The following is a 20,912-nucleotide window of genomic DNA, read 5'->3' as shown; positions in this document are numbered from 1 at the left end:
ACGGCCGGCGCAGGTCAACGATGGCAGCCTTGAACGCAACCGCCTCATGCCGGACGAAGAACATGCGCGCCCGCATTGCCGCTGCGCTGGACTGGCTTGGCCGACAGGCGCTGCCACTGCGCTGCCTGGTCTGCGATGAAGCCGGCAGCGACGGGCTGGACCTGTGCGCGGCCTGCCATGCCGCCCTGCCGTGGAACGACGCCGCCTGCCCAGGCTGCGCGCTGCCACTGCCGGCCGATGAGCCCGCCGCGCGCTGCGGGGCCTGCCTGCGCGACCCGCCGCGGCAGGCCGCTGCGGCAGCGGCGTTCGTGTACACCGCGCCGGTGGACCAGCTGCTGCTGCGCTTCAAGTTCCACCAGGACCTGGCGGCCGGCCGGCTGCTGTCGCAGTTGATGCTGCAGCGGGTGCCGGCGTTCGCCAGTGGCGCGCTGCTGCCGTTGCCACTGCATCGCCAGCGGTTGCGCGCACGTGGCTACGACCAGGCACTGGAACTGGCCCGGCCGCTGGCGCGTTCGCTGCAGTGCCCGCTGTGGCGCGGCCTGTCGCGTGAGCGGCTGACCGCGCCGCAATCGGACCTGGACGCCGATGCGCGCCGCCGCAATGTGCGCAACGCCTTCCGGGTGACGGCCGGCCCGCCCACCCGGCTGACCGTGGTCGATGATGTGATGACCACCGGGGCCACCCTGGATGCCGCCGTGCGCGCGCTGCGCCGGGCCGGTGCAGCGCAGGTGCACCTGTGGGTGTGCGCGCGGGTGCCGTGACCGCTGCTCCTATAATGGCGCTACAGACGCAGGCAGAGACCGCACACGATGGATCCGTTCGCCACCTTCGACTTCGATGGCTTCTGGGACGACGGCGATTATTCGCAGCAGAACTACCAGGAGCCAGCGCCCGGCGATGCCCTGGTCGCCGAGTTGCAGGCCGAGCTGGGCTATCGCCTTCCCGAGGCGTACATCGCGCTGGCACGGCGGCACAACGGCGGCCTGCTGCAGCGCAGCTGCCATCCGATGGAGGAGGCCACCTCCTGGGCCGACGACCATATCCAGGTATCGGGTCTGTACGCCCTGGGCCGCCAGGCGCCGTACTCGCTGGGGGGCCAGTTCGGTTCGCGCTTCATGCAGCAGGAGTGGGGCTACCCCGACATCGGCATCGTCATCGCCGACTGCCCCAGCGCCGGGCACGATGTAGTCATGCTCGACTACCGTCATTGCGGCCGGCAGGGCGAACCACAGGTGGTGCACGTGGACCAGGAGGCGGACTATGCGATCACCGTGGTCGCCGCCGATTTCGCCAGTTTCATCCACGGTCTGGTGGACGAAGAGCACTACGACGATGCGGCCCAGGACCTGGAAGCCGATCTGGTCACGGTGGACCGCGGGACGCTGTCGCCGATCGTGCAGCGTGCCCTGCAGGCCTCGGCCGAAGCGCTGCCGGAGGGTGAGCGCGCGCTGCGTGCGCTGGCGCGCCGGATCACCGAAGAAAAGGGCTTCTTCGCCCTGCATGCCGATCCGCAGTCGCACCGCATGTACGACCTGATGTTCTGGTTGTACTCGCAGCTGACCACCGCCACCTCATGCGCGCATTTCATGAAATTGCCGGCCGAACAGAACGACTACGCGACGCCGTGCTACGCGTTGATGCTGCCGTTCGACCTGGTGGCCGCGCCCTTCGGCTTCAAGACCGGCGGTTTCGCCCCGGGTTTCGTCGAGGACTGGTGGCAGGCGCGCGTGGCCGAGGGCGCCATCGTGCAGGTCGAGCGCGGCTACCGGTTCAGTGACCGGGCCGCGCAGCGGCTGCTGGCATCGGTGAACGCCGAAGTACGCTGACCATGCAGTGCCCGCCGGGCGGTATAGCGTCATCGGCGGCCGCTATCCAGGCGGCGATGCCGGATGCATCCCTCGGCTGCAATGCCCGGCCATAACAGCGATACTGCCGGCATCCCGTTGGAGGAGTGGCGCATGCGCGGTTGCCTGTTGGTTGTGACGATGCTCACCTGTGCAGGCTTGGCCGGCTGTGCAGAGACCCGCCAGGCCGTCGGCCTGTCCGCTGAACCGGCCGGCGCGCCACCCCTGCCGCAGGCGCGCATCCTGATGCGCGAGGTGGATGAAACCGGCAACCCGCACTCCACGCCGCTGAAGGGCCGCGACGGCACCCCGCTGCTGCTGAAGGAACCGCCGTTGGTCACCACCGCCGATGTGGCCTCGGTGGCGCTGGGCATGGACGCCACCGGCCAGCCGGTGCTCAACGTGCAGATGACCGACGCCGCCGCGCCGCGCATCCTGGCCGCAACGCAGGCCAGGATCGGCCGCCGGGTGGCTTTCAGCGTGGGCGAGCGCGTGCTCACCGTGGCGACCGTCGCCGGGCCGTTCGGCAAGGCCATGCAGGTCGCCGGGCTGGAAGACGCTGGCGACGCGCAACGGATGTACACCGAGATCACCGGCCAGACGCGCTAGCGCTGCCGTCGGCCGCGCTACTCAGCGGAAGTTGGCCTCGATCTGCTCCAGCGACTTGCCTTTGGTCTCCGGCAGCCAGAACGCGGCGACCAGGAAGTACAGCAGGGTGCAGCCGGCCCAGAAGAAGAACATGCTGGCATAGCCGTGGTGGCCGACGGTGGGCAGGAAGATCGCCGCGATCACGGTGGACACGAACTGGTTGATCAGCAGCGCGATGCTCATGCCGTTGCTGCGGATCCGGGTCGGCATCAGTTCGGACAGCGCCAGCCACACGCATACGCCGGGACCGACCGCGAAGAACGCGACGAAGACCAGGATGCAGCCTGCCACCAGCCAGCCGTGGGTGGGCGAGGGCACCGGGCCGAGCATGGCGCGCTCGATCACCAGCGGTGCGTTGGCCGCCTGTGCCGGGTCCGGGAACGGATTCAGGTGCAGCGTGCGGAAGAAGCGGCCGATCACGCTGTCGGCCGAGACCGCGTCCTCGCGGCGGATCTGCAGCGTGGCGTCGATCGGGTTGTCGCTGCGCAGCGAGCGCACGTTGTTGAAGCCGGCATAGGCATAGGACACGGTCAGCTGCTGCGGCCCGCTGCCGGCATTGCCGTCCAGCTGCTGCCACCGTGCCGCATCCAGCGGCAGCGACAGGCTGCTGCCGGCCACCTGCTGCTGCAACTGGGCCTGCACGTCGATGCGGCCGCGTTCGCTCTGCACGAACAGCAGCGCTGCAGCCAGCAGCGACAGGGTGATGCCGCCACTGCCCAGCATCAGCAGGAACTTGCGGCCCTTGCGGTCCACCAGCAGCAGCGCGACCACGGTCATCACCGCGTTGAGCAGCTTGATCGCCACATCGGCGCCATTGGCCACCGCGCCGGGCAGCCCGGCCTGGTTGAGGATGTTGACCGCGTAGGCCAGCACCGAGTTGATGCCGGTGGCCTGGGTGAAGGCCAGCACCAGGCAGGCCAGCGCGAACGGCCACACGTAGCGGCGGCTGAGCAGTGGATCGCGCTTGCCGTTGCGGCCGATCTGGATGTCCTCCGGCGCCTGCATGCGTTGCAGGGTCGGCTCGACCTCGGCCGGCGCGACCGTGCGCTGCAGGGCGCTGCGGGCCTTGTCGATGCGGCCGCGACGGACCAGCCAGCGCGGTGATTCACTGATCAGCAGCACGCCAGCGGTGAACACCAGGCCGGGCAGCAGGCAGCTCCAGAAGATCGTGCGCCAGGCATGGTCCTTGACGTCGAACAGCAGTCGCTGCTGCTCGGCACCGGGCAGATGGCGCACCGCCTCGCTGGCCGCATCCACCGCATGGGCGTGGTACAGCCCGATCACCGCCGCCAGCACCAGGCCGATGGTCAGCAGCAGCTGGAACATCGCCGCGCCACGGCCACGCCGCTCCGGGCTGAGTACTTCGGCCAGGTACAGCGGCACCACCACACCGATCAGGCCGCCGCTGATGCCCTGCAGCAGCCGCCCCATCAACAGCGCGCCATAGCCATCGGACAGCGCCATCACCGGGATGCTGGCAGTGAACAGTACGCCGGCCAGCAGCATCGCGCCACGGCGCCCGATCAGGTCGGCGACCATGCCGGCGAACAGCGAGGACAGCACGCTGCCGAGCAGCACCGCGGCGACCACGAAACCCAGCTGCTGGCTGGTCAGGTGCCAGCTCGCGGTCGCGGTGGCTTCCAGGTAAGGCAGGGCGCCGGCGATGATGCCGATGTCGATGCCGTACAGCAGCCCACCCATGCCACCGATGAACAACAGATAGCGTATCGGCCAGCGTGGCGCGGAGGCGCCGGCGTGCACGGGAAGGGCTGCGGAAACATCGTTCATCGTGCCGGTCCTGTTCTGCATTGCATGCGCCGTGGCGGCGCGGGTTCAACGCTCAGTCGAGCGCGATGTCGTCGCCTTCCACCACCACGCCGCGCACGCGCAGGTCGTGGTCGAGCACCACCAGGTCGGCCCAGGCACCGGTCGCCAGACGGCCGCGGTCGTCGATGCCGAGATAGTCGGCCGGGTAGCGCGACAGCCGGTTGGAGGCGTCGGCGATGTCCAGTCCGAGCGAGACCAGGTTGCGCAGCGCCTGGTCCATGGTCAGCGCACTGCCGGCCAGCGAGCCGGTGGACAGCCGCACGCAGCCCAGGCATTTGTGCACGCGCTGCACGCCCAGCGCGTACTCGCCGTCGGGCATGCCGGTGGCGGCGGTGGCATCGGTGACGCAGTACAGCTTCGGGATCGCGCGCAGGGCGGTGCGGATCGCGCCGGGATGCACGTGCTGCAGATCGGGAATGAGCTCGGCGTACTGCGCATGCGCCAGCGCGGCGGTGGCGATGCCGGGGTGGTAGTGGTCCACGCCGGTCATGCCGTTGAACAGGTGGGTGAAGCCGGCGGCACCGGCATCCAGCGCGGCCACGCCGTCTTCGTAGCTGCCGGCGCTGTGGCCGAGCTGCACGCGGATGCCCAGCGCGCTCAATGCGGGAATCAGCGCCTGGTGCTGGCCGATCTCCGGGGCCAGGGTCAGCACCTTGATCGGCGCGATCGCATGCAGGCGGCGCACGTCGTCCAGGGTGGCCTCGACCACCAATGGCGGCTGCGCGCCCAAGCGTTCGATGCTGATGAACGGGCCTTCCAGGTGTACGCCGAGCACGCGCGCCATCCCCGTCGCGCGCGTGCCGATCGCGCCGGCCAACCCCTGCAGCGCCCGCACGATGTCGTCCTCGTGCGCGGTCATGGTGGTGCCCAGCAGCGCGGTGGTGCCGTGGCGCGCGTGGGTGCGGGCGACGGTGGCGGCCGCATCGCCGCCCTGCATGATGTCCACCCCGGCACCGCCATGCACGTGCAGGTCGATGAAGCCGGGCAGGATCAGTGGTACCCGCTCGTCGCCGCGCGGATCGGCGTGCGCGGTATCGATGGCGAGGATGCGCTGGTCGAAACGCAGATCGCCACGCACCCACCCCGATGGGGTGAGGATGCGGCCATGCAGCGTGCGGGGTGCGGTCATGGTGGGGGCGACCCGGTGATGATCACTTCGATGCCCAGCCGCTGCAGCCCTTCCAGGTACTCGGCGTCGATGCTGGCGTCGGTGATGATGGTGTGGACCTGGTCCAGCCGCGCGATGCGGTGCAGGCTGACCCGGCCGAACTTGGAGGCGTCGGTGAGCACCACGATGCGGCGTGCGCGCTCGACCATGCGGTGGTTGAGGCTGGCTTCGGCTTCGTGGTGGGTGGTCAGGCCGAACTGCAGGTCCAGGCCGTCCACGCCCAGGAACAGGGTGTCGAAGCTGTAGGTATTGAGGCTGGCTTCGGCCTGGCTGCCCTGCAGCGACAACGACTGCTTGCGCAGCAGCCCGCCGGTGAGCAGCAGTTCCACGCCCGGCGCGTTGGCCAGTTCCCAGGCGATGTTCAGGCCGTTGGTCATCACCGTCACATCGCGGTGCCCGCGCAGGTGCCGGGCCAGGGTCATGGTGGTCGAGCCGGAGTCGATGATGATGTTGTCGCCGGGCTTGACCAGGCGCGCGGCATGCACGCCGATGCTGTCCTTCAGCGGCAGGTTCAGCGCATCCTTTTCGTGGATGTCCTGTTCCTGCGGCGGCGTGCGCACCAGGGTGGCGCCGCCGTGGGTGCGGGTGGCCAGGCCCTGCGACTCGATGTGGGTCAGGTCGGCGCGGATGGTCACCGCCGACACGGCGAACCGGGCGACCAGTTCGCTGACCTGCACGTTGCCGTGCTCGACCAGCATCTGCAGGATCTGTTGGCGGCGCTGCCGTGTGTTGCGCATGGGAGGCGATTCCATTCGGAAGGAAAGCCGAAGCTTACCGTTCCGAAAGCTCCGTGGCCCGGGAAGTTTCGTTCTTCGCCGGCGCGCGGTTGCGATTGCAGGCCCGGGCGTACTCGGCCAGGCGCTGGGCGACCTTGTGCCGGATCAGCGCCAGCGGGTCCGGCCGCAGCTGGCCGGCTTCGATCGCCCGCTGCTGCTCGGGCAGGTACTGGCTGAGCAGGATCTGCGGCGGGGCGTGCGCGGTCAGGTTGGCCACCAGCGTGTCCAGCGCGGCCTGCACCGGCGGCTCGCCCCAGTAATAGCGGCTGCGGTCGCTGAGTGAATACGCGCGCAGCAGGCGCAGCGCGTGCGCGTCGCCCTGGTAGTAGTTGCGCCAGCTGCCGGGCTTGTCGACCATGCAGCGGTCCAGCACCTCGATCAGGTTCGAGCGCTGCGACGCCGGCAGCAGTTCGCTTTCGATCATCGCCAGCGCGAACACCGCTTCGCGAAACGCGTAGGTCGCCGCCGGGCCGACCTTGAGGATGGCGAAATGGTCGCGCACCAGCTCATGCAGGCCTGCTTCGGTCTGGTAATCGGTGGAATGCGCCTCGAACACGATGCGCGGCTGCTGCTCGACGAATGCCGACAGCTCGCGCGCGGCAGCCGGATCGTAGTAGTGCACGCTGCTGTGGTCGAAATCCACGCCGGGCTGCACCACCATCGCGATCACGCGCTCCCACGCCGGCAGCAGGTCCGGGGCGGAGAACGCCTCCCGATGGATGTCCAGCGTGGTCGCGGCCGCGGCCGGCGTGGTCACCTGCAGGCCACCGGCCAGCGAGGCTTCGCCGCCGGGAATCGGCACTTCGGTGCCGATCACGTAGACCGGGGGCGGCAGGCCGTGTTCGGCCGCAGTGCGCTCGGCGATGCGTGCCAGTTCGGCCGAGCGCGCCGCCACGATCGCATCGGGCAGCGGGGTCGGGTCATCGGCGCAGGACATGCTGCAGTCCAGGTGGATCTTGTGGAAGCCGGCGGCCACGTAGGCGGCGATCAGATCGCGCGCATTGGCCATGGCGGTCTCGGCCGGGCCCTTCTGCCAGGCATTCGGGCCGAGGTGGTCGCCGCCCAGCACCAGCCGCTCGGCGGGGAAGCCGGCATCGCGCGCCAACTGCAACACGTAATGGCGGTATTGCGCCGGGGTCATGCCGGTGTAGCCGCCGAACTGGTCGACCTGGTTGGAGGTCGCCTCGATCAGCAGCAGGGTGTCGTAGTGGCTGGCCACCTGCATCGCGGCCAGCAACACCTGCGCATTGCTGCAGCACACGCTGTACAGCCCCACGGGTTGGCCCTGGCGGTGGGCGGCGATCAGCGATTGGATGGCGGACATGGCAACTCCAGTAACAACGGTGTTCAGCGGGAGGGATGCTGCTGGCGCGCCAACAACGCCGCGCCACGCGCGCCGCCGGCATCGCCGAAGCGGGGCGGCAGGATCGGCGGCACGACCACGCCATCGAACAGGTACGGTGCGATCGCGTCGGGCAGGTCGCGGTACAGCTGTACATGCTCGGGTAGCCGGCGCCGGCGCCCTGGTGCGCCTCGCTCAGGGCGAAGCACTGCAGGTCGTTGCCGAACTGCAGCGGACGTTGCAGCAGGGCCTGCAGGTCATCGCCCACCCGCTGGCCGGTCAGGCACGGCACGTTGGCGCTGAGCTGGCGGCCGCTGCGGTCGCGCACCCCGGGCAGGCCGATGCCGACCGCGCTGCCGCCGGTGCCCAGCGCCAGGTCGGCGCTGTGCACCAGGCCGGTGAGGGCCTGCAGGAAGGCGTCGTAGGCCTGGGTGGGCGTGGTTACGCGCTGGCGGTGCCGTTCGCGCAACTCATTGTCATAGGCCACCAGCTCGATCTTGGTGCCGCCGACATCGATGCCGTACCAGCTCTGCATGGGCGTGGCCTGCTCAGCCATGGGGATGGATGGTGACGCCCTGCACGACCCGGTTGACGGTGCCGTCGGGGAAGGGGTTGTCCGGGGTCATGCCCAGCGCGGCCGAGCGCTGCAGCGCATAGCACTGCGGCATCAGCAGCCACAGCGGCGCCAGCCACGGATCGGGCAGCGCCGGTGCGGCGAGTACGAAGTCGCCGTCGGCGCGGTCGTTGCCGTCCGGCCCGACCGAGATCACCCGCGCGGCAATGCCGTCGCCGCGCAGCTCGTCCAGCAGGTCCTGCTCGTAGCGGCGCGACAACGCTTGCGCGCTGCGCAGCATCACCACCAGGGTGTCGCCGTTGAGCGTGGACTTGGGCCCGTGGCGGAAGCCGAGCGGGGTGTTGGCCAGCGCCAGCACGCGGCCGCCGGTGAGTTCGAGCACCTTCAGCGCGGCTTCGCGGGCGAGCGCTTCCAGCGGGCCGCTGCCCAGGTAGATCACGCGCGTGTAGGCGGCCTGGGCCAGCCTGCCTACTGCCGCGTCCCAGCCCTGCAGGGCGCGCTCGCCATCCCCGGCCAGGTCGAGCAGCCGCTGCACGCGCTGCGGCCACGGTGCGCGGTCGAACACACTGAGCGCGGCCAGCAGCATGCAGCTCAGGCTGCTGGTCATGGCAAAGGCACGGTCGCAGCTGGCTGCCGGCATCAGCAACGACAGCGTGTCGCTGCGGCCCTGGCCACGCTTGGCCAGTTCGCCCTCGGCATTGCAGGTGATGTCCAGGAAGCGCGCATCGGTCACCTGGTCGCGCACCAGCTCCACCACGGCCACGCTTTCCGGGCTGGAGCCGCTGCGGCCGAACGACACCAGCAGGGTCGGGCGCTCGCGGCGCAGGTACAGCGCCGGGTGGGTGAGCAGGCTGGTGGTGTGGACGGCGCGCACCTCGGCCGGCCACTGCGCATTGATCTGGTCGGCCACCATCTCGGCGATGAAACCAGAGCTGCCGGCGCCGGTGAGGATCACCAGCTGGCCGGGGTCGCGCAGGCGGTCGCCAAGGAAGGCGTCGAGGCGGACCCGGGCGGTGTCCAGCACGCCGGCCAGGGCGGTCCACATGGACGGCTGCTGGGCGATTTCTTCGGCGGTATGGGCGCCGCCAAGGCGCTGCCAGGCGGGCAAGTCGGAGAGCAGAGAAGCGTCCATTCGCAATTCCTGTTGGGCGAGCGAACCTTCCGCGTTTTCTTTCGAAATGTCAAATATCGAAAGATAAAGAAAAGCTCGCTTGGTCACCGTTTTCGATCGAGAGCGCGCGGGCGCTGCCCATTAATGGCGCGGTGCACCAAGGTTTCAGGCGACACGAATTGCGCATTCAGGTGGCGTTTGGAAAGTGTTGCTTTGCGTCATCTTTCGTTTTAGAGAAAATATCCTTCCTTTTTCTTTGCAATTTGTTGACATCTTTCGAGGCCCTGCCCTAGAGTCGGCCGCAATGGTTGGAGATACCCGCCGAACGCGGGCCTGGGGGGCAAGGTGGAAAGCCGTATACGTCGCACTGGTCTGTCTGTCGCATTGCTGGCGGCCCTGGCGCTGGCCGCATCGGCCCAGGCCGAGCCGCTGGGCAACCTGCGCACGATCAGCGCCGTGCCGGCCAGGGACGGCAATCCCGGTTGGGAAGTCCGCACCGACAGCGGCGCCCTCCTGCGCGTGGAGCTGCTGGGCGAGGACGTGCTGCGCGTGCAGGCCGGGCGCGACGGCACGCTGCTGCCGGCCGGCGACAAGGCCGCGCCGATCGTGCTGCCGCAGGCGGCCGCCAAGGTGGCCTACCAGCTGGAAGAAGACGGCAATGAAGTGCGCATCCGCACCGATGCCCTGGTGCTGCACATCCAGCGCCAACCGCTGCGCCTGTCGCTGGATCGCCGCGAGGGCGGCCGTGATGTGGCGCTGTGGCGCGAACTGCAGCCGCTGGACCTGGACAAGGACCAGAGCGTGCAGGTGCTTTCCAGCGAGGCCGGTGAACATTTCTACGGCGGCGGCCAGCAGAACGGCCGCTTCGAGTTCAAGGGCCGCGAGCTGGAGGTGTCCTATTCCGGCGGCTGGGAAGAAGGCGACCGCCCCAACCCGGCGCCGATGCTGCTGAGCTCGCGCGGCTGGGGCATGCTGCGCAACACGTGGAGCGACGGCAGCTACGACCTGCGCCAGGCCGACCAGGCCACCCTGCTGCACCGCGAAGACCGCTTCGATGCGTACTACTTCGTTGGGCCGAGCCTGCACACCCTGCTGGATCGCTACACCACGCTGACCGGCCGCGCCGGCCTGCTGCCGCGCTGGGCGTTCTCCTACGGCGATGCCGACTGCTACAACGACGCCGACAACATCAAGAAGCCCGGCAGCGTGCCCGACGGCTGGAGCGACGGTCCCACCGGCACCACCCTGGACGTGGTCGACAGCGTCGCCAAACAGTACCGCGCGCATGACATGCCCGGCGGCTGGATCCTGCCCAACGATGGCTACGGCTGCGGCTACAAAAAGCTGCCCGAGACCGTGCAGGGCCTGGCGAAATATGGCTTCAGGACCGGCCTGTGGACCGAGAACGGCGTCGACAAGATCGCCTGGGAAGTGGGCACCGCCGGCAGCCGCGTGCAGAAGCTGGACGTGGCCTGGACCGGCAAGGGCTACCAGTTCGCGATGGACGCCAACCAGTCCGCGTTCAACGGCATCCTGCACAACTCCGACTCGCGCCCGTTCCTGTGGACGGTGATGGGCTGGGCCGGCATCCAGCGCTACGCGGTGGCCTGGACCGGCGACCAGAGCAGCAGCTGGGACTACATCCGCTGGCACATCCCGACCCTGATCGGCTCGGGCCTGTCCGGCATGGCGTACGCCAGTGGTGACGTGGACGCGATCTTCGGTGGCAGCGCCGAAACCTTCACCCGCGACCTGCAGTGGAAGAGCTTCACCCCCGTGCTGATGGGCATGTCCGGCTGGTCGGGCAATGCGCGCAAGCATCCGTGGTGGTTCGATGAGCCCTACCGCAGCGTCAACCGCGACTACCTCAAGCTGAAGATGCGCATGACCCCGTACATGTACGGGCTGGCGCATGACGCGGCGACCACCGGCGCCCCGCTGCTGCGCGCGCTGATGTGGGATTACCCGCAGGACCCGCAGGCCTACACCGAAGCGCACAAGTACCAGTTCCTGCTCGGCCGCGAACTGCTGATCGCCCCGGTGTACCGCAGCCAGGCCGCCAGCCGTGGCTGGCGCCGCGACATCCACCTGCCGCCGGGCCGCTGGATCGACTACTGGGACGGCCGCCAGCTGCACGCCGGCGCGGACGGGCGATCGCTGGACCGTCCGGTCGACCTGGCCACGATTCCGGTGTTCGTGCGCGCCGGGGCGATCATCCCGATGTACCCGGAGATGCTCTATGACGGGCAGAAGCCACTCGACGAGGTGACCTTCGACCTGTACCCGCAGGGCAACGCGCAGTACACGCTGTACGAAGACGATGGCGCCACCCGCCGTTATGAGAAGGGCGAGTCCAGCACCCAGGCGATCACGGTGCAGGCGCCGGCGCAGGGCAGCGGTCCGGTGCAGGTGCGCATCGATGCGGTGCGGGGCCAGTACGCCGGGCAGTTGGCGCAGCGCCGCTATGGCCTGCGCGTGCTCAGCCGCCAGCGCCCGGCGGCGGTGACGCTGGACGGACGCGTGCTGCCGATGCTGGCCGACAAGGCGGCATGGCAGGGCGCGGGCGAGGGCTGGTACTTCGATGCCGGCGAACGCCGCGGCACGCTGCACGTGCGCACCGCGCCGACCGATATCCGCCAGCCGCTGGCGCTGCAGCTGGATCTGCCGGTCGCCGCCGCGCCGGCCGACGATGCCTTCCCGGCCGCGCCGGAACTGGGCCGCGCGCTGCCCTCGGACAGCCTGCTGGTGGTCAACCGCCCGGCCGAGGAGCAGGGCTATGAGATGGAGAAGGCCTTCGACGACGATCCGGCCACCTGGTTCCGCACCGTGCGCAACCAGGCGGTCAAGACCGGTGCGCACGAATGGGTGCTCGGTTTCGGCGAACGCAAGCTGATCGACGGCATCGAGCTGGCGCCGCGCAACGACCAGCACTGGAAGAACGGCCAGATCCGCGACTACGAAATCTACCTGGCCGACAGCAATGGCGAGTGGGGCGAACCGGTCAAGCGCGGTCGCCTGACCCTGCAGCAGGGCAAGCAGCAGATCGACTTCCCCGCCCATGCCGGCCGCCTGCTGCGCTTCCGCGTACTGAGCACGCAGAATCCGGAAGGCGACGGCGCCGGCGCTGCCGACCCGATGGTGACCGCTGCCCAGGGCAGCGTGGCGCGGGCGGTCGATGCGCTGCAGCCGCGCGATGTCGGCCCGATCGTGCTGTCCAGCTTCCACGTGCTGGAGCATCCGCAGCCGGAAGGGCCCGCGCAGCAGCTGTATCTGTCCACGTTGCCGCTGCCGGCCCCGTTGAAGGCCGGCGTCGCCACCGACCACGCCTGGGGCGGGCAGGCCGGGATGCGCATGAACGGCCTGCATTTCCGCCGCGGCCTGGGCGTCGGCGCGAGCAGCCGGATCGACCTGCAGCTGGACGGCAACTGGCGCCTGCTGCGTGCCGACCTGGGCATCGACGACCAATGCCGCGCCGCCGGCGGCATGCAGTTCCAGGTCTGGGGCGAGGACCGCCTGCTGTACGACAGCGGGCTGGTCAAGGCACCGGGCGTGGTCAAACCGGAACTGGACGTGCGCGGCCTGCGACGGCTGAGCCTGCGCACGCTGGGGGCGCAGGGCGACAACCCGGCGCAGGTCTGTGGCAACTGGGCCAATGCCGCCTTGATCGGCCAGGAGGGCGATACCGCCAGCATCGTGTCGCCGTAATCGAACCCGCTTTCGAAATACCGCTCTCTCCCGTTTCCCGTCTGCGGCCCTCCGGCCGCGGCACGGGGGACGTTTGCCCGAAAACACCCATCCACCGCCAGCCCCACGCTGCGGATCGAACAAGGAGACAAAGATGTTGACCGAACGCCATCGCCATCGCTGCATCACCGCTACCCCCTTGTCCATCGCGCTGGGCATGGCCCTGGCCGTGGCCGGCACTGCCAGCGCGCAGGACCCGACGCCCGACCCCAAGGCCACCGAGCTGTCGCGGATCGAGGTCACCGGGTCCAATATCCGGCGCAGCGACGTGGAAACCGCCTCGCCGGTGCAGGTGATCAGCAAGCAGGACATCGAAAACATGGGCGCGCGCACCCTGCTGCAGGTGCTCGACAACCTGCCGGCCGCGCGGCCGGCCCAGCAGGATGCACGCTCGCTGTTCACCGGCTCCGACGGCGCCTCGCAGGCCAACCTGCGCGGCCTGGGCGCACAAGGCACGCTGGTGCTGTTGAATGGCCGCCGCCTGTCGTACTACGGCGCGCCGGCCGGCTTCCAGACCCAGTTCGTCAACATCGATGCCATCCCGGCCGCGGCGATCGAACGCATGGAAGTGCTGACCGACGGCGCCTCGGCGGTCTACGGCACCGACGCGGTGGCCGGGGTGATCAACGTGATCACCAAGCGCTCCTACCAGGGCGCGGAGATCAACCTCACCACCGACAAATCCTCGCGGATCAGCTCCTACGGCGAACACCAGGGCAGCATCACCGCCGGCTTCGGCGATCTGGATGCGGACCGCTACAACGTGTACGCCTCGGTCAACCTGTACCGCCGCGACGCGATTCCGCTCAGCGACTTCTACGACAAGCGCCCCAGCCAGTACTACGTCAACAATCCCAACTACCTGCCCAACCTGCGCCTGGGCGTCGGCAGCAAGCCGGGTGAGTTCAACCCGGGCAGCTATTTCGCCTTCGACCCGGCCACCGGCCGGCGCGTGCAGGAGGCTGCGCCGGGCTGCAACAACGTACTCACCAGCGAAGCGGCCGGCCCGCGTTGCATCTGGGAAACCTGGATGAACAACGAGATCGACGCCGGCGCCAAGTCCGAACGCAACACCGCCTACGTCAACGCGCACTTCCTGATCGGCGACAGCACCGAAGCCTTCGCCGAAGCGACCTATACCGACATCGACCTGACCGCCAACGGCGGCACCCCGCGCGCCTACGGCACCACCACCGGCAATCCGACCAGCTGGTTCTCGCGCAACACCGGCAATACCGTCAACCAGTTCCTGTACCCGTACCTGGGCCCGAACAACGAGTACAACCACGCATCGCCCGAACTGAAGGCATTGATGGGCGGCGTGGTCGGCCTGCAGTACCTGCTGCAGGACGTGGGCGCCAGCCACTTCGGCCAGCGCAATACCGACCAGAGCTACCGGGTGGTGACCGGCCTGCGCGGTACCGCCGGCGACTGGAACTGGGAAACCGCCTTCGCCACCGCCGGCAGCCACTCGGTCACCTACCAGACCACCAACGTCAACCTGGCCGGCTTCGAGCGCGCGTTCGGCCCGTACTCGATCGACCCGGGCACCGGCCGGGTGATCATCTCCGACCATCCGGCATACAAGTTCGGTGAGATCAGCGAAGCCAACGCCGCGTTGATCCGCGAGGCCTTCCCGACCTTCGACATCCAGTCCTGGACCCGCCTGCATACCCTGGACGGCAAGATCGAAGGCCCGCTGTTCCAGATGCCGGCCGGCGAAGTACGCGCTGCGTTCGGCTTCAACGCCAGCCGCGAAACCTTCTACACCCCCGGCAACCCGGACGCGGCCAACGGCCTGATCACCCAGCAGGGTGGCTCGTGGTTCGATGGCAAGCGCAACACCTATGCGCTGTTTGCCGAGACCGTGGCACCGCTCACCGAGAAGCTGGAACTGGATGCGGCCCTGCGCGTGGACAAGTACCCCGATTTCAGCGCCAACCTCGCGCCCAAGGTCGGCCTGAAGTACCAGATGTTCGACCAGCTGATGCTGCGCGGCACCTATTCCACCGGCTTCCGGGCGCCCAGCCTGGCCGAGTCCGGCAACGGCGGCGTGTTCGCCCAGCTCGGCGGCTACCGCGACGAGCTGCGCTGCAACGAGACCAACGCCATCGCCAACCTGCTGTTGCAGTCCGGCCGGGGCGGCGACGTGGACCTGGGCAAGACCCTGCTCAACAGCGACTGCAGCCGCACCGTGGCGCGCATGACCCAGCCCAACCCGGAGCTGAAGCCGGAGAAGGCCAAGATCACCACGCTGGGCTTTGTCTACGAGCCCACCCAGTGGCTGTCGGTGTCGGCCGACTACTGGTTCATCTACCGCAGCAACGAAATCGTCGCCCCGGACTACACCCGCGACGAGGACATCATCTCGTCCACGCGCTCGCCGATCACCGAGGCCGACCGCGCCAACCAGGCCGCGCTGGCCGCCATGTGCGCCGACCCGGCCAGCGGCGTCAGCTGTCCCGGCACGCTGCCCGGCTACAGCGCCGGCAATGTGGCCAGCGTGGTGGGCCAGTACAAGAACCGCGGCAAGACCCTGATCGACGGCTTCGACATCGACGCGCGCAGCCGCTTCTCGCTGGGCGACTGGGGCAACCTGAACATCGGCGTGGCCGCCACCATCGCCAACCGCAACCGTTCCTACCTGGACGACGAAAGCGGCTGGTACTACGGTGACCTGGTCGGCTACTACAACAACCCGCGCCTGCGCGCCACATTGAATGCCGACTGGAGCTACAAGCAGGTCACCACCAGCATGTTCATCAACTACGTGGGCGGCACCAAGTGGGCGCTGCAGCAGATCGATGAAGAAGACAACAACCCGCAGACCTGCACCGCCGGCTACCTGCCGGTGGAGCAGAGCAAGTGCGACGGCGCCCCGTCGTGGTGGACCGCCAACCTGAGCGTGGCCTGGCGCCCGGATGCGCACTGGAACGTGGGCTTCACCATCAAGAACCTGTTCGACCGCCTGCCGTTCTACGATCCCAACAGTTTCCTGGGCGATTCCAGCGATTACGCGACCATCTTTGGTCGTGGTTACAGTCTCACCGTCGGCTACAAGTTCTGACGGCTCCATCGCGCCGGCCGCCGCCGGCGCGATTCCAAGAGGAGGGTTTGTTCCATGCAACGCAGAGAATTCATCGCCGCCAGCGCGGCCATCGCCGCCACCAGCCTGCTGCCCAGCACGCCCGTCTGGGCGCGCGGGCGCAAGGTGCGGCTGGGCCTGATCGGCACCGGCATGCGCGGCCAGGTATTGCTGAAGGAGCTGGTGCGCCGCGACGATGTCGAGGTGGTGGCGCTGTGCGACATCGAACCGATCATGCTCGGCCGCGCCGTGGACATGGTCGCCAAGGCCGGCAAGCCGGCGCCGAAGACCTACGGACAGGACCGCGACGTGAATGCCTGGAAGGGCCTGCTCGAACAGCGCGGCCTGGACGGGGTGATCATCGCCACGCCCTGGGAGTACCACGCGCCGATGGCGATCGCGGCGATGCAGGCCAAGGTCGCGGTGGGCTGCGAAGTGGTGGCCGGCATCACCCTGCAGGACCATTGGGACGTGCTCAATACCCAGCTCTCCACCGGTACCCCGTACATGCTGCTGGAGAACGTCTGCTACCGCCGCGACGTGATGGCCGCGCTGCAGATGGTGCGCCAGGGCCTGTTCGGCGAACTGGTGCACCTGCAGGCCGGTTACCAGCACGACCTGCGCGGGGTGAAGTTCAACTCCGGCGACCCCGGCCAGCCGTACGACAGCGGCGTGGAGTTCGGCGCCAAGGGCTGGTCCGAAGCGCGCTGGCGCACCGAGCATTCGGTGCAGCGCAACGGGGAGTTGTACCCCAGCCACGGCATCGGACCGTGCGCGATGTATACCGGCATCAACCGCGGCAACCGCTTCACCCGCATCAATGCATTCGCCAGCAAGGCGCGCGGGCTGCATGAGTACACCGTGGCCAAGAGCGGCGGCACCACCCATCCGAGTACCAAGGCCACCTTCAAGCTCGGCGATATCGTCACCACCACGCTGGCTTGCGAGAACGGTGAGACGATCCTGCTGCAGCACGACACCTCGCTGCCACGTCCGTACTCGATGGGTTTCCGCGTGCAGGGCACCAGGGGCCTGTGGATGGACGTGAACCAGTCCATCCATATCGAAGGCCGCAGCCCGCCGCACAAGTGGGAACCGTTCCAGGCCTACCAGGACCAGTACGAGCACCCGCTGTGGAAGCAGCACGCCGACACCGCGGCCAGCGCCGGCCACGGCGGCATGGACTGGTTCGTCATCCATGCCTTCGTCGAAGCGTTGAAGGCCAGGGCGCCGATGCCGATCGACATCTACGACGCCGTCACCTGGAGCGCGATCACCCCGCTGTCCGAGCAGTCCATCGCCAGTGGTTACCAGACCCTGGATTTCCCGGACTTCACCGCCGGGCTGTGGCAGCAGCGCAAGCCGATCTTCGCCTTCGACGGCCGCTACTGACCGCACCCAGCGGCGGTACCGGGCATAACCGGTGCCGCCGCGACGGCCGCCATCGTGCTGTCACCTGGCGCGCCCACAGTGGGCACCCACCGGCCGGTGGCCAACCCAGAGCAGTCCGTATGCATTCCTTTCCGTGGCGGCAGTGGCTGCTGCACCTGCGTGCCCGTTGGGCGCGCCCCCGCGCCTGGCTGATGCTGGGTGGGCTGGCCATCGCCGGCAGCGCCGTGGCCGCACCGGTCCCTGCCAGCTGGCTGGACTATGCGCAGCAGGTGGGGGCGGTGCTGGGCCAGCGCCTGGCCGACGCCGAAGCGGCGCAGGCCGGCGATCTGCCGCCGCGTACGCAGGCCACCACGCTGGCACTGAGTGTGTGGATTGCCGCCGATGGCAGCATCACCGCACTGCGGCTGGATACGCCGCGCGATCGGCAGGCCGACACCGAAGCGGCATTGCGCGCGGTGCTGCAGCGCGACCCCCTGCCGGCCGCGCCGCCGGCGGACATGCGCCAGCCACTGCGGTTGTCGCTGTCGCTGCCGCCGCCCGCCGCAGCGCCGGCTCAGTAACCCGGCCGCGGCGGCACCGGCGGCGGTGCTGGCGCCGGGGCGGGGCGTTGTGGCCGGGTGGAGATGCCGAAGCTGTTGCCCATCCGTTGCTGGGTGGCGGCGCGGTGGGCCAGGCCCAGCGCGCTGGGGGCCTGGCGCACGCGTTGTTCCGAGGCCGCTGCGCCGGGCAACGGCGCGGTGCTGCCGGCCGGCGCCAGCCGCCGGGCCAGGCACGCATAGTCACGGATGCGTTCGCCATTGACCTCCAGCTCGATGCAGGCCGGCGCCGGCGCTTCCTGCGCGGTAGCCTCGGCCACGGCGTGGCCGGGCAACGCCGCCAAGGCCAGGGCCAGGGCGGTGCGCAGGTGGGGGGAGTACCGCGAATCCGGGAAGCGCATGGGTGTCACCGCTCTGCAATGAAGCCGCCCTAATGTGATCGGCTTGGCGTTGTGATGCTGGCGTGTCTTGCATGCAGTTTGATGACACTGGGCGCAGAACGGGGGGCAGGCGCAACATGGTCGTGGCAGACGCCGCATGCCGGTGCCTGCGCGGCGCCGGCTGGCTGTTGTGGCTGGCCGGGCTGCTGGCGGCAGGGGCAACCCATGCTGCCGACGGCGCTGCGCTGGCCGCACCCCCCCTGCGTTTCGACATCCCTGCCCAGCCCTTGCCGCAGGCATTGCAACAGTACGGGGAAATCACCGGGGTAGCCGTGCTCAGTGACGCCGGGCTGCTCGGTGGGCTGCGCTCGGCGGCCATCGCCGGTCGTTATCACCAGAGGGAGGCCTTGCAGTTGATGCTGGTGGGTACCGGGCTTGCGCCCCGCTATGTCGATGCCGCTGCGGTGACCCTGGTCGCGGCCGATGCGGCCGACGCGTCGCCGGCGCCGACAGCGCCGGCGGCGGGCCTGCCTGCCGGCTCCGACCGGCAGCGGCAGCGTGCGGCGATCATCCTCCAGCAATCGCTGGAACGCGCCCTGTGTGGCACACGATTGACCCGTCCGGGCAGTTACCGCGCGGCGCTGGCGGTGTGGCCGGAGGCCGGCCGCATCGCCCGTGCCGAGCTGCTCAGCTCCAGCGGCGATGCACGGCGCGATGCGGCCATCGTCCAGCGCGTACAGGGCCTGCCGCTGGCAGGCTTGCCCGACGCGGTGGAATCGCCGGCGACGCTGCTGCTGTTGCCGCGCAGTGCCGGTTCCACCCCACCGTGCCGGGGCCGTTGATGGCCGGTATGCGCGGGCTGCTGCTGGAGCACTACGAAGCTTTCCGTCGGCGCCTGCGCCGCCGCCTGGGTTCGGACGACCTGGCCCTGGATGCGCTGCAGGAGACCTGGCTGCGGGTGGAGCGGATGGGCGCCGCGCAGCCGCAGCGCAACCCGGTGGCCTATCTGTTCCGGATGGCGGTCAATGCCGCCTCCGACCAGCGCGCCGCGCAGGGCCGGGTACTGAGCGCGGTGGAAGTGGACGCGTTGATGGATGAAGGCGTGGACCATCTGGACCCGGCCGCAGTCGCCTTCGACCAGGCCCAGTTCGCCGCCCTGGCCAGCGCCCTGGATGAACTGCCGGCGCGCCAGCGCGCCATCCTGATCGCCGCCCGGATCGACCAACAGCCGATCGACGCCATCGCCCACCAGCATGGGGTGTCCTCGCGGATGATCGGCAAGGACCTGAAGAAGGCGCTGCAGCATTGTGCCGGGCGCCTGGAGCGGCCGCTGGTGCAGCGTTTCGGTCCCGGCGCTGGAAAACCGTCATGACTGGTATGCCCAACCCTTCGCCTTCCCCGTTCCCCCCCGCGCTGCGCGAGCAGGCCCAGACATGGTTGTTGTGCCTGCAGTCCGGGCGCGCCACCGAAGCCGATGCCGAGGCGTTCCGGCGCTGGCGCGCGGCCGACCCGCAGCACGCCCGCGCGTTCGCGCAGGCGCGCCAGCTGTGGCAGGCGCTGGGCCCGGCGCTGCAGGCACCGGTAGCGGCCGTGGCCGCGCCGCCGGTGGCCACGCCGTTGCCGGTACGGCACGCGGCGGCGACGGCGCGGCCGCGTGCACGGGTGGACCTGCGTCGGCGCGCCCTGCTCGGCGGCGCGGTGGCTGCCGCGGCAGTAGGGTGGGTCGGCCTGCGTTCGCCATTGGGCCTGTGGCCGGAGTGGCAGGCGCTGGCGGCCGATTACCACACCGCCACCGGCGAGCGCCGCCAGTTGCAGATCCAGGGGGTGGCCGTGGAGATGGCCGCGCGCACCGCCCTGCGCCTGCCGGCAGACGGCCACGGCATCGAACTGCGCCAGGGCGAGGCGCAGTTCGACCTGGCCGCGGCTGGCGTGCGCGGGTTCGCCATCCATGCCGGCGCTGCGCTGGTCACCCCGGCCGCGGCCGCGCGGGTCAACGTGCGTTGCATCGACGGCGACACCCGCATCACCTGCCTGGCCGGCCAGGTGCAGGTCCGCCGCGGCGATCGCACGGTGCTGCTGCAGCCGGGCATGCAGGCGCGGCTGGATGCCGACCGGATCACCTCGGTGGCGCCGGTGGTGGCCGAGCGGGTGGATGCGTGGCGGCAGGGCTGGCTGGTGTTCGACGACCAGCCGCTGGGCGAAGTGGTGGACGAGATCAACCGCTATCGCACCGGTCGCATCGTGATCACCGGCCAGGCACTGGCGCAGCGCCGGGTGCAGGCGCGGATCCCGATCGCACGGATCGACAGCTTCGTTGAGCTGGTACGCGATGCCTATGGCGCACGCGTGGTGAGCATGCCCGGCGGCGTGGTGTTGCTCGGCTGAGTCGCCGCGCTGTCGAAGCACACGGCGATGACAGCGTGGTGACAAGCAGGGCGCCGATCGACGCGGCGTCGTGCGCAGATGAATTTTTTGTTGCAGTGGT

The 20,912-nt window shown here is 69.4% G+C and carries 17 protein-coding genes and 1 pseudogene; 10 read left to right on the top strand and 8 right to left on the bottom strand.

The features are described 5' to 3' along the window. The first annotated feature begins 62 nt into the window (after positions 1–62). The 3 genes from AC3ITM_RS18135 (at position 63) to AC3ITM_RS18125 (ending at position 2,453) form a co-directional block, all read left to right on the top strand. Positions 63–761, top strand: coding sequence for a ComF family protein (locus AC3ITM_RS18135; protein WP_489267031.1), 699 nt, complete (start codon positions 63–65; stop codon positions 759–761). 48 nt (positions 762–809) lie between these two features. Further along, positions 810–1,826 (top strand): SMI1/KNR4 family protein, encoded by a 1,017-nt coding sequence (locus AC3ITM_RS18130; protein WP_489267029.1) that lies wholly within the window; start codon positions 810–812, stop codon positions 1,824–1,826. Between the two features lie 159 nt (positions 1,827–1,985). Further along, the gene (locus AC3ITM_RS18125; protein ID WP_489267027.1) at positions 1,986–2,453 is read left to right on the top strand and encodes a SecDF P1 head subdomain-containing protein; all 468 of its coding nucleotides are present in this window, start codon (positions 1,986–1,988) and stop codon (positions 2,451–2,453) included. Positions 2,454–2,474: 21 nt separating this feature from the next. On the opposite strand, the gene AC3ITM_RS18120 is transcribed toward AC3ITM_RS18125, so the two are convergent. The 7 genes and pseudogenes from AC3ITM_RS18120 to AC3ITM_RS18090 all read right to left on the bottom strand — a co-directional run bounded on the left by AC3ITM_RS18120 (position 2,475) and on the right by AC3ITM_RS18090 (position 9,311). Then, a complete protein-coding gene (locus tag AC3ITM_RS18120; protein ID WP_489267025.1) occupies positions 2,475–4,280 on the bottom strand; it encodes an MFS transporter in 1,806 nt (601 codons plus the stop codon). A 52-nt stretch (positions 4,281–4,332) separates the two neighbouring features. Continuing rightward, complete coding sequence (gene nagA, locus AC3ITM_RS18115; protein ID WP_489267023.1) at positions 4,333–5,448, bottom strand: N-acetylglucosamine-6-phosphate deacetylase; 1,116 nt, start codon at positions 5,446–5,448, stop codon at positions 4,333–4,335. Further along, the gene (locus AC3ITM_RS18110) at positions 5,445–6,224 is read right to left on the bottom strand and encodes a DeoR family transcriptional regulator (protein WP_228886069.1); all 780 of its coding nucleotides are present in this window, start codon (positions 6,222–6,224) and stop codon (positions 5,445–5,447) included. The genes nagA and AC3ITM_RS18110 overlap by 4 nt, the downstream gene beginning before the upstream one ends. 34 nt (positions 6,225–6,258) lie before the next feature. Then, a complete protein-coding gene (locus AC3ITM_RS18105; RefSeq protein ID WP_489267021.1) occupies positions 6,259–7,587 on the bottom strand; it encodes a D-tagatose-bisphosphate aldolase, class II, non-catalytic subunit in 1,329 nt (442 codons plus the stop codon). A gap of 23 nt (positions 7,588–7,610) precedes the next feature. After that, positions 7,611–7,814: a hypothetical protein gene (locus tag AC3ITM_RS18100; RefSeq protein ID WP_489270150.1), complete on the bottom strand. Its 204-nt coding sequence runs from the start codon at positions 7,812–7,814 to the stop codon at positions 7,611–7,613. 8 nt (positions 7,815–7,822) lie between these two features. Beyond that, a pseudogene (locus AC3ITM_RS18095) lies at positions 7,823–8,140 on the bottom strand (ROK family protein); the annotation flags it as partial. A gap of 13 nt (positions 8,141–8,153) precedes the next feature. Beyond that, positions 8,154–9,311, bottom strand: a complete 1,158-nt coding sequence (locus AC3ITM_RS18090; RefSeq protein ID WP_489267019.1) for an SIS domain-containing protein — start codon at positions 9,309–9,311, stop codon at positions 8,154–8,156. 324 nt (positions 9,312–9,635) lie between these two features. Here AC3ITM_RS18090 and AC3ITM_RS18085 point away from each other — a divergent pair, with 324 nt between their 5' ends. The 4 genes from AC3ITM_RS18085 (at position 9,636) to AC3ITM_RS18070 (ending at position 18,071) form a co-directional block, all read left to right on the top strand. Beyond that, the gene (locus tag AC3ITM_RS18085; protein ID WP_489267017.1) at positions 9,636–12,995 is read left to right on the top strand and encodes a TIM-barrel domain-containing protein; all 3,360 of its coding nucleotides are present in this window, start codon (positions 9,636–9,638) and stop codon (positions 12,993–12,995) included. Between the two features lie 133 nt (positions 12,996–13,128). Further along, positions 13,129–16,101, top strand: a complete 2,973-nt coding sequence (locus AC3ITM_RS18080) for a TonB-dependent receptor plug domain-containing protein (protein ID WP_489267016.1) — start codon at positions 13,129–13,131, stop codon at positions 16,099–16,101. 54 nt (positions 16,102–16,155) lie between these two features. Further along, a complete protein-coding gene (locus AC3ITM_RS18075; protein ID WP_489267014.1) occupies positions 16,156–17,511 on the top strand; it encodes a Gfo/Idh/MocA family protein in 1,356 nt (451 codons plus the stop codon). A gap of 119 nt (positions 17,512–17,630) precedes the next feature. Further along, on the top strand, positions 17,631–18,071 hold the full coding sequence (locus AC3ITM_RS18070) for a hypothetical protein (protein ID WP_489267012.1): 441 nt from the start codon (positions 17,631–17,633) through the stop codon (positions 18,069–18,071). Here the strand turns inward: AC3ITM_RS18070 and AC3ITM_RS18065 are convergent. After that, a complete protein-coding gene (locus AC3ITM_RS18065) occupies positions 18,065–18,448 on the bottom strand; it encodes a hypothetical protein (RefSeq protein WP_489267011.1) in 384 nt (127 codons plus the stop codon). The genes AC3ITM_RS18070 and AC3ITM_RS18065 overlap by 7 nt on opposite strands. Before the next feature lie 122 nt (positions 18,449–18,570). On the opposite strand from AC3ITM_RS18065, the gene AC3ITM_RS18060 reads away from it, so the two are divergent. Genes AC3ITM_RS18060 through AC3ITM_RS18050 form a run of 3 tightly spaced genes read left to right on the top strand, consistent with a single transcriptional unit; the run spans position 18,571 to position 20,812 of the window. Then, the gene (locus AC3ITM_RS18060; protein WP_489267009.1) at positions 18,571–19,269 is read left to right on the top strand and encodes an STN domain-containing protein; all 699 of its coding nucleotides are present in this window, start codon (positions 18,571–18,573) and stop codon (positions 19,267–19,269) included. Continuing rightward, the gene (locus AC3ITM_RS18055) at positions 19,269–19,799 is read left to right on the top strand and encodes an RNA polymerase sigma factor (protein ID WP_489267008.1); all 531 of its coding nucleotides are present in this window, start codon (positions 19,269–19,271) and stop codon (positions 19,797–19,799) included. The genes AC3ITM_RS18060 and AC3ITM_RS18055 overlap by 1 nt, the downstream gene beginning before the upstream one ends. Then, positions 19,796–20,812 (top strand): FecR family protein, encoded by a 1,017-nt coding sequence (locus tag AC3ITM_RS18050; protein ID WP_489267006.1) that lies wholly within the window; start codon positions 19,796–19,798, stop codon positions 20,810–20,812. Before AC3ITM_RS18055 ends, AC3ITM_RS18050 begins: the two co-directional genes overlap by 4 nt. Positions 20,813–20,912: the final 100 nt, after the last annotated feature.

The organism is Stenotrophomonas sp. KH_029 (genome assembly GCF_057839765.1).
This window is presented reverse-complemented; position numbering and strand designations above follow the sequence as displayed.

What these genes read in the sequence shown, in the direction of transcription:
- AC3ITM_RS18065 (WP_489267011.1), bottom strand. Translation starts at nt 18,448, where the DNA reads ATGCGCTTCCCGGATTCGCGGTACTCCCCCCACCTGCGCACCGCCCTG.
- AC3ITM_RS18070 (WP_489267012.1), top strand. Translation starts at nt 17,631, where the DNA reads ATGCATTCCTTTCCGTGGCGGCAGTGGCTGCTGCACCTGCGTGCCCGT.
- AC3ITM_RS18050 (WP_489267006.1), top strand. Translation starts at nt 19,796, where the DNA reads ATGACTGGTATGCCCAACCCTTCGCCTTCCCCGTTCCCCCCCGCGCTG.
- AC3ITM_RS18125 (WP_489267027.1), top strand. Translation starts at nt 1,986, where the DNA reads ATGCTCACCTGTGCAGGCTTGGCCGGCTGTGCAGAGACCCGCCAGGCC.
- AC3ITM_RS18090 (WP_489267019.1), bottom strand. Translation starts at nt 9,311, where the DNA reads ATGGACGCTTCTCTGCTCTCCGACTTGCCCGCCTGGCAGCGCCTTGGC.
- AC3ITM_RS18130 (WP_489267029.1), top strand. Translation starts at nt 810, where the DNA reads ATGGATCCGTTCGCCACCTTCGACTTCGATGGCTTCTGGGACGACGGC.
- AC3ITM_RS18055 (WP_489267008.1), top strand. Translation starts at nt 19,269, where the DNA reads ATGGCCGGTATGCGCGGGCTGCTGCTGGAGCACTACGAAGCTTTCCGT.
- AC3ITM_RS18120 (WP_489267025.1), bottom strand. Translation starts at nt 4,280, where the DNA reads ATGAACGATGTTTCCGCAGCCCTTCCCGTGCACGCCGGCGCCTCCGCG.
- nagA (WP_489267023.1), bottom strand. Translation starts at nt 5,448, where the DNA reads ATGACCGCACCCCGCACGCTGCATGGCCGCATCCTCACCCCATCGGGG.
- AC3ITM_RS18135 (WP_489267031.1), top strand. Translation starts at nt 63, where the DNA reads ATGCGCGCCCGCATTGCCGCTGCGCTGGACTGGCTTGGCCGACAGGCG.
- AC3ITM_RS18105 (WP_489267021.1), bottom strand. Translation starts at nt 7,587, where the DNA reads ATGTCCGCCATCCAATCGCTGATCGCCGCCCACCGCCAGGGCCAACCC.
- AC3ITM_RS18110 (WP_228886069.1), bottom strand. Translation starts at nt 6,224, where the DNA reads ATGCGCAACACACGGCAGCGCCGCCAACAGATCCTGCAGATGCTGGTC.
- AC3ITM_RS18075 (WP_489267014.1), top strand. Translation starts at nt 16,156, where the DNA reads ATGCAACGCAGAGAATTCATCGCCGCCAGCGCGGCCATCGCCGCCACC.
- AC3ITM_RS18080 (WP_489267016.1), top strand. Translation starts at nt 13,129, where the DNA reads ATGTTGACCGAACGCCATCGCCATCGCTGCATCACCGCTACCCCCTTG.